Below are 14,653 nucleotides of genomic sequence, written 5' to 3'. Positions count from 1 at the left end.
ATGAAGCCCACTACATGGTGTTTTCGCAATTATCAGTCGTTCGAGTAAGGCGTGCCGGTTTTTTTGATCTTAGCGATGGCTTGTCTATGCCTTGTCGGCACTGCGGCCATCAAACAATAAAATATCAGGAAAAATAATAATGAAGATGCTAATCCATGCTAAAGATGTTTTTCGCTTTGTGGCCTTTACTACTGCTTTTTGCGGTAAAGGCTTAAAACAAACCTGTATGCTCCTGGCGCTGGCGTTATTTCCAGTGGCATCGGCGGTCGCAGATATTATGACCACCGCGAATATTGGTGGAGTGGACGTTGAGATTCGCCGGGCGGGCAACGGGGTTTATCCGCTGGTCATGTTCTCCCACGGGATGGGGAGCTGCCCCGGTAGTACCGATGGTATTCAAAGCCGTCTCGCCGACGCAGGCTATATTGTGGTCGCTCCGAAACACAATGACTGCCTAACGGGCAGTACAACACCTGATGTCCCGTGGGCTGAACCAGAGAACTGGAACGACCAAAGTAATGTTGATCGCTCAGATGACATCCATGCTGTTCTCGACGCCTTGCCATCAAGTACTTATGCCCAGTACGTTGAAGACTTTGCCAGCATTGGTTGCATGGGACATTCCATGGGTGGCTACACCTGCATGGGTGTTGCAGGCGCCTGGAGTAGTTGGAAGCGCAACGAGATCGTCGCGGTGGCGGCGCTGTCACCGTGGCACAGGCCATTGATGGTACAAAACCAGGTCAGCAATATGACTAATGTCAAAACCCTTTATCAGGGCGGTACCTTGGATAACCCGATCACATCTGAGCTGAACCAGCCCGGCGGCACCTACCAGCAGACCTGGCCTTCAAAGTACGGCCAGGTATTTGATCGCGCAGGTCATTCGGCGTGGACCGATGGAAGGCTGTCAAGCCGATTCCATAGCGAGATGAACTACTACCATGTTTCGTTTTTTGATGCCTACCTCAAGAACGGCTCCGTGTCGAAGCTTGAGGTCAAGAAGTCACGGGTGAAAACCCTGAGTTACGAGCACTAGAGCGCTAGAGTCTCGTTAATCGACCGGCCGTGTGCCGCTATGAAAAAGTGCTTCGCCCGGTCGATGCCTGTTCCCTGTTTTATCTATGTGGCAGATATGCTGTCGTCAGTTATGTTAAGAAAGAAAATGTGCTAATGATAAAAAAAATTATTGCTGTAATAGTTCTCGTGTTAGTTGTCGGCGTTGGCATTCTTTCCCTCGGAAAACAGCCTGAGCCTCTGATTGAGGGGAGTGAAAGTGAGAGTCTTTTGGCCAGTCACCGCTATGGTTTTGTCCGACAAGATGTACGTTTAGTGGATGGCGGCCGACCGACGCAAACCAACAATGATTTTGAGGGTACAGACAATCGCACGCTTGAGACGTCTTATTGGTATCCCGTCAATATTCGTGGTGAAGTCCCAGAGGGAAAGCATCCCCTAGTGGTTTATTCCCATGGTTTTAATTCCAGCCGAGATAGCGGTGAGCATTTAGGCGAATACCTTGCCAGTAATGGCTATATCGTCATTGCAACAGACTTCCCCTTGACTAACAGGCGTGCACTAGGGGGGCCTGAGTTGAAAGATGTCGTCAACCAACCTGGCGATGTAACGTTCTTAATTAATAGTGCTATTACTTGGTCGCTAGATGGGTCTCATGTTTTATACGGTCATATCGATGCGAACCGCATTGGTGTGACAGGCATTTCTCTCGGCGGGCTGACAACAACCCTAGTCAGTTATCACCCGACGCGTCGCGACCCGAGAATTAAAGCCGCTGCCTCCATCGCAGGACCGAGCAGTTCGTTTTCGACGTCGTTTTACGACAATGCCGACATCCCTTTTTTGATGCTGGCCGCGGATATCGACGCGCTAGTCCCCTATGACGTACATGCATTACCAGTGCTGGATAGGGTGCCTCGATCCAGCTTGGTCACTATAACAGGAGGCACTCACTTAGGCTTCGCTTCGTATGCTGGTATTTTTCGCTGGCTAAATAATGCTGATTCGATCGCGTGTGATTCAATCATGAAGAATATCGATACAGAGGAAGAGCCCTGGCATGAATTGGTGGGCACGCGGGAGCAGGGAATACTCTATCAGAAGGTTCCCTTACCCTGCCAAAGTACACCGTTACCCATGGGTATGAACCCGCTGCGGCAACAAATGTCGACGGTGTTGACTATCTACAGCTTTTTCGAGTCTCACTTCAATTTGGATAGCGAAAAGCGCAGCTATTTCGATCGTTTTTTGCACGAGGTTATGCCAAGGGAAATACCGGAGCTGAGTGTGCGCCGTCGATAAAATGTTGCCATCTATTTTATGTCAGTGCTTGGGGACTCAGGCCCTTTTTTATTCAAAACCCAAAGGCTTGCTAGCTTTGGAGTCATTACTACCGATAGTGAAGAGTTGCTTTAACATCACTATATCAAGAGAAAGAAAGCCTTATGTCTACTGAATATGCAAAACAACAGTTAGCTAAAACCAACCCTGAGGGACACAGCAGTCTTATCCCTCTGTTTGAGCAGTCTTGTCGGCTGAACGCTGAAAAACCGGTTTACGCCTGCATGGGACAGAGCATCAGCTTTGCTGATCTTGGTCACATGAGCCGTCAATTTGCAGCCTTCCTCGTCAATGGCTTGGGGCTGCAGAAGGGGGATCGCATAGCCATACAGTTGCCCAACCTGATCCAATACCCGGTAGTGGCATGGGGGGCGCTGCGGGCGGGTTTAATTGTTGTAAACACCAATCCTCTGTATACCGAGTATGAGTTATTACACCAGCTTAAGGACTCAGGTGCCCGTGCCTTGATCATGCTATCGGACAACCAGGCGGTGATGGAAAAGGTGGTGCCACAGACAGCTATTGAATTTGTCGTCTCCACCAATGTCTTTGATATGCTGGAGCAGCAGCCCTGTATAGAAAGTGAAATATTAAAGCCGGTTTCCCTACCGGAGGCTCTGTGTCGAGGTGAAGATCTAACCCTGCCAGCTGTGGATATCGACATGGATGATTTGGCGCTATTGCAGTACACCGGTGGGACCACCGGCGTTGCCAAGGGCAGTATGCTTAGCCATGGCAACCTGTTTGCCGCTATGCATCAATCTGTTACAGCAATGCCTCCAGAGCCGGATAAGCTGGAAGTGATGCTTGCGCCTATGCCGCTTTATCATATCTATGGTTTTACCACCAATATTGTGCTGTTTGCGGTCCAGGGTGGGCTGTCGGTATTGATCCCAGATCCACGGGATATCAACAGTTTTGTGCAGACTATGAAGCAATATTCCTTTACCGCTATGGCGGGCGTCAACACTCTCTATACCGCGTTGATGATGCACCCTGACTTTGATGAGGTGGACTTTTCCCACCTGCAATACTCTATAGCCGGTGGCGCCGCCATGGTGAAGTCTGTTGCAGAGCGGTGGCAGCAGCGCACGGGGAGTGATATCTATGAAGGCTGGGGTCTTTCTGAAACGGCCTCCATGGGCACCCTTAATACCAAGACGTATCGTCAGTTGGGCACAGCCGGCAAACCCTTGATCGGCATGGAAATAAAAGTGGTGGACAAAGAGGGCAATGACCTGGGAAAAGGGCAGGAGGGGGAACTCCTAATCCGGGGCGCACAGGTGATGCAGGGCTACTGGCAGCGCCCTGAAGCCACGGCAGAATCCATTGATAAAGATGGCTGGTTCCGTACCGGTGATGTTGGCGTTATCGAAGAGGATGACTTTGTCCGTATTGTGGATCGCCTTAAAGATATGATTCTGGTCTCGGGCTTCAATGTCTACCCCAATGAAATTGAGGATGCGGTTTGCAGGCATCCGGACGTGGTTGAATGTGCGGTTGTGGGGGTGCCCGATGAAAAATCCGGTGAGGCGGTGAAGCTGTTCTTAACCACCCTCAACAAGACGTTGGCAGAAGATGACATTAAAGGTTTTTGCCGCGAACAGTTAACGGCTTATAAGGTGCCAAGATATGTGGAGTTTCTTGATGAGCTGCCCAAGTCCGCAGTGGGTAAAATTCTGCGCCGTGAATTAAAAGCCTAAAGCACAGGGAAGTAACAATTTTATAACATAGCCAAACTGGAGAAAGACGATGAAAGCAGATATACAATTCAGTAAGACACCATTATCTAAACATATAAGCCATGTTACAGGGCCAAGAGAAATCAGCGATTTATTATACTCGGGAGTAAAAGTGGTTTTTACAAAAGCATGGCTGGCAGCCGCACTTATGGCAACAGTCAGCGTTGCCATGGCCGGCGAGCATGCTGTCGAAAAGAGCGGACGTGCCGACCCTAGCCTGCACTTGCGACAGGGCAGCACCCAGACTGAGGCACAAAAGGTCAACGAGGTGATCTACAAGGCCACCGGCTTCGGCAATACCTTTATGGTGGTCACAGAGCAGGGCAATGTCATTATCGATACCTCACTAGAGAGCATGGCACCTCATCATAAAAAGCTGCTTACCACGGTCAGTGATGGCCCGATCCACTCGATCATTATTACCCACGGTCATGGGGATCATATCGGTGGTGTAGAGCTGTGGCGTGAACCAAAAACCCAAGTCATTGCCCAGGAAAACATGGTGGAGTTCTTACATTACCAGCACCGCCTGTCAGCGATGTTCGATCAGCGCAATCAAGCCCAGTTCGGATTCGAGCTAAACGCTAAGCAAGCGCACCCTTCCACCGTGGACAATTTTGGCGCAAATATTCTACCCAACACCCTGTTCGATAAGGATTACACTTTCTCTCTCGGGGAGCAGCAATTCCAGATACTGCACACACCTGCGGAAACCTACGATGCCCTGACGGTATGGATGCCCCAACACAAGGCCGCTTTCGTCGGTGATCTTTACTATCGCTCATTCCCCAATATGTACACCCTGCGGGGCACCAAGCCTCGCTGGGCGCTGGACTACGTTGACTCACTAAACCGCGTTCTGGCATTGAAACCGGAGTTGTTACTGCCGAGCCACGGTGAGCCCATCAAGGGCTGGGATAATATTAGTGCCACCCTTACCCAGTATCGCGATGCCATCCAGTATGTTCACGATCAGACCGTCATCGGGATGAATCAGGGCAAGGATGTTTATTCTCTGATGCGGGAAATCAAGTTACCGAAAAAGCTCGATGTGGGCGAAGGATATGGTTGGATATCTTGGTCGGTACGCGGTATCTATGAAGGCTACGTGGGCTGGTTCGATGCCAATCCGGTGAGCATGTACGCTGAGTCTCCCGAATCGGTATATCCCGATCTGGTAGCCATGGCTGGGGGGGGCGATAAAGTAATAGAAAAAGCCCTGCCCCTGCTCGAACAGGGCAAACCGGTCAAGGCACTGCTTCTAGCGGAGGCTGCATTGTCGTCGGAGCCACACAACCGCTCCGCTCTGGAGTTGCGCCTAGCGGCACTGCAGCAGCTGAGAAAAGAATCAGGTAACTTGAATGAGACGGGTTGGCTGAATTTTGGTATTGGCCAGACCCAGCGAAAGCTGGAGCAATGAGAGCACACAGACCAACCAGGCTGGTTAAATGTATGGTCGGATTCCGAGGATGGCTTGCCGGCGACGGTACCTGACTATACTTCCACTGCCCGCTTAAATTGGGTTGGCGTCATGCCCGTGACACGCTTGAATGCATCATAGAAGGATGATTTCGATTTGAAGCCAACTTCAACTGCCAGCTCAACGATGGGGATGTCCGCGGTATCAGGGTCAATTAGCATGTTCCTAGCCAAGTCAATACGGTAGCTATTGACGAAGCTGAAGAAATTCTGGTTCATCTGGCCATTTAGCACTTGCGATGCCTGTGGTGCCGTCAAGCCTGCCGCTTCCGCCAGTTCAGGCAAGGTTAACTCAGGGTTAAGATACAGCTCCTGCTCTTGAATAACCTTCATCAGTTTAAGCCTGTAGCGCTGGCCGTCCTCGCTACTCATTCTGGATCGCTTATACTTACTGTTAGGCTCAACAACATCCTCTTCAACAATCTCAGCAATGGTATGGGCGGCGGCGGGTAGGTCATCGTTTGATTTAAGGGGCTCTGCCTTGCTGTTAGACTCCCTCCTATCGTTCTCAACCATTTCCGGAGTGGCATGGGCAGCGGCGGGTAGATCATCGTTTGATTTAGTGGGCTCAGTATTCGACGCAGGTGAGTGGTTCTTTGATTTTTTTGCCCATGAAGGTTCACTTTCCCTGGCCTGAACCACACCGCTAATCAAGCTGGGCTGAAGCAGGGCGCTTATCGCGATACCATAGAATAGAATAACGAGCAGTACCGCATAGGCATTCGCGAGGGGAGCTGTCGTATCATAAAGATTTAACAACAGAGGAATACGGTTAAACACTAGCAGAAGAACAAGAAATACAAGAAAGGAAATGGTCAGCAACCGTAACCAACGCAGATTCATTTTCTCCATCGAAGAAAAATGTTGCTCTAACCGCCGGTTATGACTCTTAATTAATTTGAGTACCAGAAAGCAATAAGTAACCGACTGAATGGTAAAAAATGTCATATGAACGTGGAACTCTATCAATAGGCGCCAAAAGCTACCCATAAAGCCCCAGATTATATTTTCACTTGAGGGGCTGCTCCCCAAAAAACTCCATAAATGTGTGGTAAAAAGACGTTGCTGATCAGCATCCAACTGCCAAAATTTAAGGTTGGCTAAGGCAAAAAATAAAACCGCCGGTAGAAAATGCCAAGCCTGACGACCATTCAGTTTTACCCCGGTAATGCTTAACGCATAAAGATAGAGCAAGGGAGCCCAGGTAAAACGCAGCGGCTGGAGCAGGAGTGAAAACTGAGGGTAATCGTTAAACACACCCCATCGAATAAGTAATCTCTGTAATAGCAGGGCTGCCGTAGCTAGCACCAGTGCAGCAATAAATCTATTGGCCAGCCGATGACCGGAGCGAACATATAGCAATACACCTGCAATGACAGTTCCCTGTACAACGCCGATGCCGATAATGATATCAATAAGGTTCATTAAACTTCAACGTGCCTTTTTTATTATTGTTAAACTGACGATAACACACTCGCAAGCAAAGAGTGCTAATCAAACTTTTTCTAATTTTAATAGAGAGTCAAATTTGAGTTGGTGCCAAGGCAAGTGCAGGGTGTTGTCGTTGCCATTTTTTTGGGGGTAAACCTTCTTATAGAAAATTATTCTACCGCTTTATCTGCCATGGCAAAAGCAGTATCTTTTTTAAAATGACCACTGTTAAACAGTACTGGATTAGCGACTAAGCCGTGGCCAGCTTTACTTGACGACAACGGTATAGCATGGGGTGCTTTAAAAGGAGGGTAGCCCATAGAGGTTATGGCGAAGACCTCTATAGGGTGGCGGTTAGGTCGATGTTTTAATTAGGCCAGTACATATACACATCATCGGGCTCAATTTCAGCATTCGTCGAAGTTTGGATTGAAAATTGTCGCGAGGGGGAAGGCTGGCTTAATGGCAGGGTTATCATCGCTGCCACCAATTAATATAACGAAGCGAGGCAGCACCGGACTGGTGAAGTCAGTACAGCGTGGCGCTCTAGGGGGTTGAGCCCCCTCGTTATAAGCTGCGTTTGACCAGCACTGCTGTGCTGTTAGTGGGAAGAGAAAACAAAACGCCATTTTCAGTCAGTGTGGTGGGGCCATCGAAGTGGTCGTCGACGCCGGCGAGGAAGGCCTTATCTTGACCGGGGAATATAACCGGCGGAACAATATGATACAACGCGAGATGACCGACGCCGGCCGCCTGTGCCGAGGCTGCAGCCTCTGTTGGGCTGGTGTGGTAGTCGTGGATATCATCCATAACCTTGGCAATGACTGGGTTGTCGATCTGTTGCGCCGCGCGATGCATCATCGCGACCATTTCTTTGTTCAAGGCTTCGTGCAGCAATAGATCGGCACCCTGAGCGAAAGCCTCGAGATTAGCTGATCGCTTAGTGTCACCGCTGATCACAATGCTGCGGCCAAGATAGTCGAAGCGATAACCGACCGCCGGCTCCACCGGATTGTGACTGACTTTAAAGGCGGTCACGGTCAGGCCGTGTTGATTCCAGACCATCATGCCGTCACCTTCAGGGGGGGGCGTAAAGGGGTTGGCGATCATACCGCGGCCGGAGAGTGGCGCGACGGTATCGCCATGATGTTCATGACGGTATCGGTGGTCAAAGCTATAGGCGAGGTTAAAACCATCGACGATGCGCGCGACACCGGTCGGCGCGATTACCGGCAGTGGTGAGGTATTGGCATTGCTTGCCCAGCGCAGGGTAGCAACTTCTCCGAGGCCATCGATATGGTCGGAGTGAAAGTGGGTCAGCAGTACCGCATCGACATCGCCGATATTCATGCCCATGCGGTTAATATTGCGGGCGCCACCGGAACCGGCGTCGATCATTAATAGGTTGTCGCCGGCAATGACTAACAGACAAGCGCCGGAGCGTTTCGGGTCGGGCATTGGGCCACCGGCACCACAGACGGCAATATGCAGGCCCTCGTCAAGTTCATCAATGGTATTGCTGGCCAGGACTGAGGGCAGGTTTTTCTCCATCAGCGCCATCACCAGCGGCCCCCGCTGACTGTAAAGGAGGATAAAGAGCAGGATAAATAGTAGGGGGATAACAATGCTTTTGCGGATCATATCAAATACCAGTTCAGTGGGGCGTCTCAACGCAGGATCAATTTGGCCTGCCCCAAATAGGCCCTTGTTTTAGGCCTGAATGGGCAGTGCTCGGCTAACGCAGCAGGTTAATTAGGCCAGTACAGATAAACGTCATCGGGCTCGATGTCTGCATTGGTGGTTTTGTCGATCAACTGCGGCGCCTGTAACACGCTGGGCCACGCCGGTGCTGCCTGCTCGGCATTATGTGTCGCTAACAGGGCTTCAAGTTGGGCGACTTTATCTGGCCGCTGTTGCAGTAGGTTAACCTGCTCCGTGGGGTCTGCCGCTAGGTGGAATAAAAACTTCTTCTGCGACGGTTCGGCTTGCTCAGGTTGGTCAGCGCGTATTAATTTCCAGCCTTCATGCAGCACGGTTTGCTGATGACCCTGGCGCCAAAACAATGTCTTGTGTGGGACCCCGGTACTTTCTCCTAGGATATAAGGCATCAGATTGACGCCATCGATGATGCGGTCTGTGGGCACTTCAGCTCCCGCCGCTGCGGCGATAGTACTAAATAGGTCGATTTGGTGAATCGCCTCAGTGTATTGTGTGCCTGCTGGAATAGTATTCGGCCATTTGGCCATGAACGGCACATGGGTGCCGCCTTCAAAGTGGGTCAGCTTCCAGCCACGATAGGGCTTGTTGATATCGGGCAGACCAATATAGCCGGCACCGCCGTTATCGCTGGTAAAGATCACCAGGGTATTATCGGCCAAGCCATTAGCCTCAAGTGTCGAGGTTATTTTTTCGATGCTGCGATCGAGTGCTCTCATCATGCCGGCATAGACTCTCAAGGTATGGTCTTCTATCAAGGGGAAGGCATCATAGTCTGCACGGGTCGCCTGAATAGGGTTGTGCAGCCCCCAGTGCGCCAAGTACAAGAAAAACGGCCGATTACGATTGGCCTCAATGACCTTAACCGCTTCGTCGGTGTAATAGTCGGTTAAATAGCCCTGCGGCTCAAAGGGTTCGCCACCATTAAATTGGGCGGCATAGCCGCCAGCTGCCCAAATCATACGGTCAATCGCGTCGCCCTCTATTTTTGCGTTAACCACATCGGGGTGGTTTTCTGGTAAATACAGCGTGCCCTTCATATAGAGGCTGTCATCGAAGCCCTGATCTTCTGGGCGCATGCCCTTGAGCGAGCCGACATGCCATTTACCGATGTGGGCGGTGTAATAGTCCTGTTGTTGTAGAACTTCTGCGATGGTGATTTCACTGGCCGGCATACCAAGGTCTTCCACCGGTGGCAGGGTCGCTGCCGTGTCGGTATCAATAATTAAGGGCAGCGACCGGGGCTCGAGTTCATCCATCCAGCTAAATATTCTGGGCCCCAATTTGAAGATAGGGGTGTACTCAAAACCAAAGCGGGTGGAATAGCGGCCGGTGAGTAATGTCGCGCGTGAGGGGGCGCAAATAGCATTGGCCGCATAGCCCTTATCAAAGCGCACACCCTGTTGGGCAATGGCATCGATATTGGGTGTCATCACGCTGCCATCAGCGGCGCCGCCGTTGTACAGCGAGATGTCATTAAAGCCCATGTCGTCGGTGAGAATAACAATGATATTGGGAGGTCGCTGGTTGGGCTCAACACTGGCGGTGGCCGGGCCCTGTTGCCACTGGGTCGGAACGTTAGGGCCAACGGGGCGGAGTATCTTGGCCGCTATAGGGGCACCCCAGACCACCAGTTCGATACGGTTTTGCCAGCCAATAAAGGCAGCGATGGTGATGGCGAGCAAGAGGGTGAATAATTTTTTCATCGATAGTTAACTCTGTGTTGGCATGGTATTACAGACCCGACAATGGCAAGGCTGATGGTAGTGAGCTGATCAACAATAGCGATGCCTTACTGTGGCACCGACGTGAGTTTTGCGCTGGCGAGTAATATCCCGAGCACGACGATCTCGACGATTAATTTATCGATAGGCAGAGTGGCGCCCTGTACGGTAAAAGCCAAGACACGAAACACGCCGGCAGTGCCGATTAACAGTGCCGCGGCATAATACCATTGACGTTTACCGGTCAGTACGCCGAGTAGGGTGATGACGCCGCCAGCAAAGAAGAACGCACCCATATCGCCAATTTGGGTATTGAGTGCCGTACCTTCTAATAAAGGCAGGCCCATTTCTGCGGCGATGGCGGCGGGCTTAATAACCCAGCCAAGGCCGATCAAGGCAAACAGTGCGCCAGCCAGGCCGGTTATTATTTTTAATATTTTTTCCATGTTATATCTCTTGAGGGTCATTGTTAGGTCCTCTCTTTTTTTATTATTATGTTGAGTAGACTAGCCCACCGAAATTAAATAGTCACTATCTATGACATTTTATTTTGTTAAGATTAGCGCACCGACGTAACACTGGCTAGATGTTGTTGCGTCGGTGTGGCTTCACGTTTTATAGACCTAGCGTTTTAGCTTCAGCGGCGAGCAAGGGTGCCACCGCAGGGTGTGATTTAACCCGGGCAATAAAGGCCGATACGCCGGGCCAGAGTGTGCTGTCTACTTCATAACCTGCATAACCGGCGTTAAAAAAGGAGGAACACAGGGCGATATCGGCAATCATCAGTTGCTCGCCAAACATAAATCCCTGTGCCGGCACTTCGGTTTCTAAATAATCCAAAATGGGGGGCAGCTTTTTATTGATCAGTTTCTCGACCAGCTCTTCGTCGGGGTCCTGTTTGAAGGCAAAGGGGCGCATAAAGCGCTGAAAGAAAATACCCGAAGCGTACTCGCCAATCTGGCTATCGCCTAATTCTTCATACCAACGCGCCCTGGCTTTATCCTGCGGGTCGCTGGGGTAGAGTGCAAGTTCTGGGTAGCTATCGTCTAAGTACTGACAGATGACGGCGGAGTCGCTGATGGTGAAATCGCCGTCTTTGAGTGCTGGAATCTTACCGAGAGGGCTGATCTTTTGGTACTCTGCATCCTTGGCAAAAGGCATTTGCTGAATCTGCTCGAAGGGCAGATTTTTAATCGCTAGCGCGACCAGTGTTTTGCGGACATAGGGCGATAGGGATGCGCCATAGAGTGTTATCATAAAAACTTTCCTTCATGTTGTTTTCTTTGTTAAGGCATGATTTTAATGTGTTCTATTTGTGAGTTGTCCGCATATTTACTCTTTGTCATAAATTATGTCACAATAAGCTGCGTGAGTCCAAGCGGGTTGTTTTCTGTGCCCACTAGATTTTGCCGATTTATTCATTGTGGCCATTGATGACTACTTTAATCGTTAGGGGATAACAATACGATCAATCTGCACAAGGCATCGACACTCAGCGTTCTTATGCCAGCGATTGTCGATCGTGATGCCGGTGATTTCCCCATTTTTGAATACGGTGAATAAAGGCATAGAAGTGCCATTCTATGCCTTGGTAGATTATAAAACGGGATAAATGAGAAAGAGTTTACTCACAAGCAGAGAATTTACTGCAAAAATGACAGGTATGATTATGCCATTGCCGGATCAGTCAACGTTTAAAGAGCAGGGTGGGACAGCCACTATGGACCCTGGTAGACTTCGTCGTTGGCTGACCTCGAAGGTGATGTCAGTGATGTCCAGCCCCAAACGGTTGGCAAAACAGCGCTCCAAGGCCGAGCAGCTCCGGCTGAAACACAATCGCCCCCATGTGGTGGAATATTTCCATCAGGTCGATGATGGTTATAGTCATCTTGCCGCCCAAGTACTGCAACCATTGTTGGCACGCTATGACATTGAGTTGGTGTGTCATTTAGTCTCGGGTCCGTCGGGTGATAATTCGCCCGACCAGGATTTACTGTTACAGCTGGCGCAATACGATGCGGCTATCGTCGCCCCCCATTATCAGTTGAATTTCCCCGTTGAGCGTGTACCGCCGACGGCGGCTCAGGTGAGTTTGGCTTGCTCGGTATTGGCCGCTCAGCCGCCGGAGGCCTTACCGGCTTGCCTGGTAGAGGTTGGCTCGGCTTTGTGGTCGAGTAACACATCGGCACTGGACGATTTGGCCGCGACCCTAGGCACTGTATCGACGACTGAAACGGCGAAAAAAATGGAGGCCGGCGATCAACGTCAGCAACAGTTAAAACATTACTCCGGCGCGATGTTTTACTACGCCGGTGAATGGTATTGGGGGGTTGATAGGCTGTACCATCTGGAGCAACGATTGGCAGGCTTAGGGGGCGATAAAACCCCTGGTCAACCGCTGCTGGTGCCACGCCCGCAGATCGATGTGGGTGATGTCAAAGATAACGGTAGCCTGACGTTGGAGATATACCCGTCGCTTCGTAGTCCTTATACCGCGATTGCCTTTGATCGCACGGTGCAGTTAGCCAAAGACAGCGGGGTTAAACTGGTGGTAAAGCCAGTCATTCCCATGGTGATGCGCGGTGTCCCGGTATCGCGGGAAAAAGGTCTCTATATCCTATTTGATACTGGCCGTGAGGCCCGTGCGGCCAAGGTACCGTTTGGCAATATTGCCGACCCCATCGGAGAGCCGGTGCGGCGATGCTATTCGCTATATCCCTGGGCCTGCGAACAGGGTAAGGGCAATGAATTGCTCTCCTCCTTCCTCGCTGCCGCTTTTACCGAAGGGGTGAATACCAACAGCGATAAAGGCCTGCGCTATGTTGTCGAGCGGGCCGGCTTATCCTGGAGCCAAGCACAACCGTTAGTGGGCGATACGGCGTGGCAAGCCTTGCTGGAGAGCAACCGTCAGGCAATGTACGAGATGGGTTTATGGGGGGTGCCAAGCTACCGTCTTTTAGATAGCAATGGCGATCAGGTGTTGGCGCTCTGGGGGCAGGACCGCCTGTGGTTATTTGCCCGTGAAATAAAGCGATTATTATCGTACTAGAGCGCTGTGTTAACTAGCCAAGCGGGTACTTAAGCTATTTCTTTCGAGCGCGGGTCCGAAATCCATGGATAAAAAATCAGGCTGGCCCATCTCGGTAAACCAACGGGCAGCACTGTCTTGGTCGTCGCTGGGCAGCGACCGATAAAAGGCTTGTATCCGTTGCATTCGCCACAGCGTGTAGGTAAAGGTGCTGCGGGTAAATTCATCGTCGGCCATGGGGAAGCTGATGCCGCCCATCGTACGCGGCAACGAGTCACCGGGCTTTAGCTGGCGCTGATCGATATAATCGCGCAGTGCTCGAGTGGTTTTCTCTAACATCGGAAAAAACTCTTTAAAGATGATCTCAAGCAGCGGTTGCAGTGTGCTGGGGATTTTATCGTCCCCTAGCCATTCACCAGTAGCCCGGTCGCCGCGATGGGTCCGCTCTGTCCAGCTTTGACAGTGGGGGCGAGGGTCCAGCCATTCACGTTTTGGCCACGGATCGCGATTCAGGTGGCCATAAAAAGCCCCCACTAAACCGTAATCTGCAATGCAGGGCTTGTTACCGAATAAGTAGGGCTGTTGGGCGAAGTGTGTTTCGAGTAAATCCAGCAAGCCGACGGACCAGCGCTCGATCAGTGGAATCTGCTGGCCGGTGATTCCCTGGCTTGGCATATACGAGCGAATCCTGCCTGCAAAGGCCTTATCAACCACGCGATTGCGAATGAATCGCGGTGCAAAGGGCAGTAAATTTTTGCCGCCTTCCTCGCGCAGTAAAGAGTCATAGTTTTCAGCGTAGGACCAGCGTGTATGAATGGCGATGACCAACCACGAATCGTCTACCCAATTTTCAAACAGCAGTGCGGCAATGGCTTGCCGTGGGGATGGCGGCATAATCGGGCGGGTGGGGTGGCGCTTTTCCAGTTCAGCGATAATCTCCGGGGTATCGGACAGCCACTCGCCCTCGCGGGTTTCGAGAGCTGGCATGGCTGAGGCGCCAATTTTCTTCGGCAATGTCACCTTCATATCATAGGCGTTGATCGTTTTTCCCTGGTAGTCCACGCCTTTGTAATTTAGATAGGCACGTAGCTTGCCGGCAAAGAAAGATTTTTGCCAGGCATATAGCCGGTATTGATTTTTCATGGGTAAAGCCTTTTATTTGCTAAAACCGATCC

General features: G+C 50.9%; 11 protein-coding genes. 5 read left to right on the top strand and 6 right to left on the bottom strand.

Translation table 11 applies throughout. The annotated features are described in order from the left end of the window. Nucleotides 1–139: 139 nt before the first annotated feature. The 4 genes from L9P87_RS03825 to L9P87_RS03810 all read left to right on the top strand — a co-directional run bounded on the left by L9P87_RS03825 (nt 140) and on the right by L9P87_RS03810 (nt 5,520). Nucleotides 140–1,039 carry an alpha/beta hydrolase family protein gene (locus L9P87_RS03825; protein ID WP_237443354.1) on the top strand — a complete coding sequence of 300 codons (900 nt, stop codon included), beginning with the start codon at nt 140–142 and terminating at the stop codon, nt 1,037–1,039. A 134-nt stretch (nt 1,040–1,173) separates the two neighbouring features. Continuing rightward, nucleotides 1,174–2,319, top strand: coding sequence for an alpha/beta hydrolase family protein (locus L9P87_RS03820; RefSeq protein ID WP_237443353.1), 1,146 nt, complete (start codon nt 1,174–1,176; stop codon nt 2,317–2,319). A 143-nt stretch (nt 2,320–2,462) separates the two neighbouring features. Beyond that, a complete protein-coding gene (locus L9P87_RS03815; protein WP_237443352.1) occupies nt 2,463–4,061 on the top strand; it encodes an AMP-binding protein in 1,599 nt (532 codons plus the stop codon). A gap of 187 nt (nt 4,062–4,248) precedes the next feature. Beyond that, nucleotides 4,249–5,520: an MBL fold metallo-hydrolase gene (locus tag L9P87_RS03810; protein ID WP_237443351.1), complete on the top strand. Its 1,272-nt coding sequence runs from the start codon at nt 4,249–4,251 to the stop codon at nt 5,518–5,520. A gap of 74 nt (nt 5,521–5,594) precedes the next feature. Here L9P87_RS03810 and L9P87_RS03805 read toward each other — a convergent pair whose 3' ends face one another. From L9P87_RS03805 to L9P87_RS03785, 5 genes are all read right to left on the bottom strand, one after another. After that, on the bottom strand, nt 5,595–7,004 hold the full coding sequence (locus tag L9P87_RS03805; RefSeq protein WP_237443350.1) for a helix-turn-helix domain-containing protein: 1,410 nt from the start codon (nt 7,002–7,004) through the stop codon (nt 5,595–5,597). A gap of 573 nt (nt 7,005–7,577) precedes the next feature. Continuing rightward, complete coding sequence (locus tag L9P87_RS03800) at nt 7,578–8,651, bottom strand: MBL fold metallo-hydrolase (protein WP_237443349.1); 1,074 nt, start codon at nt 8,649–8,651, stop codon at nt 7,578–7,580. Nucleotides 8,652–8,758: 107 nt separating this feature from the next. Beyond that, nucleotides 8,759–10,432, bottom strand: a complete 1,674-nt coding sequence (locus tag L9P87_RS03795; RefSeq protein WP_237443348.1) for a sulfatase-like hydrolase/transferase — start codon at nt 10,430–10,432, stop codon at nt 8,759–8,761. Between the two features lie 86 nt (nt 10,433–10,518). Beyond that, complete coding sequence (locus L9P87_RS03790; protein WP_237443347.1) at nt 10,519–10,896, bottom strand: hypothetical protein; 378 nt, start codon at nt 10,894–10,896, stop codon at nt 10,519–10,521. Nucleotides 10,897–11,065: 169 nt separating this feature from the next. Beyond that, the gene (locus L9P87_RS03785) at nt 11,066–11,707 is read right to left on the bottom strand and encodes a glutathione S-transferase family protein (RefSeq protein ID WP_237443346.1); all 642 of its coding nucleotides are present in this window, start codon (nt 11,705–11,707) and stop codon (nt 11,066–11,068) included. A 412-nt stretch (nt 11,708–12,119) separates the two neighbouring features. Here L9P87_RS03785 and L9P87_RS03780 point away from each other — a divergent pair, with 412 nt between their 5' ends. Beyond that, nucleotides 12,120–13,499, top strand: a complete 1,380-nt coding sequence (locus L9P87_RS03780) for a DsbA family protein (protein ID WP_237443345.1) — start codon at nt 12,120–12,122, stop codon at nt 13,497–13,499. A gap of 9 nt (nt 13,500–13,508) precedes the next feature. On the opposite strand, the gene L9P87_RS03775 is transcribed toward L9P87_RS03780, so the two are convergent. Continuing rightward, complete coding sequence (locus tag L9P87_RS03775) at nt 13,509–14,621, bottom strand: glutathione S-transferase family protein (RefSeq protein ID WP_237443344.1); 1,113 nt, start codon at nt 14,619–14,621, stop codon at nt 13,509–13,511. Between the last annotated feature and the right edge of the window lie 32 nt (nt 14,622–14,653).

The organism is Sinobacterium norvegicum (assembly GCF_923077115.1).
In the GTDB taxonomy this organism is placed as follows: Bacteria; Pseudomonadota; Gammaproteobacteria; order Pseudomonadales; family Sinobacteriaceae; genus Sinobacterium; species Sinobacterium norvegicum.
The sequence above is the reverse complement of the archived record's forward strand: the minus strand, read 5'-3'. Positions and strand labels throughout refer to the sequence as shown.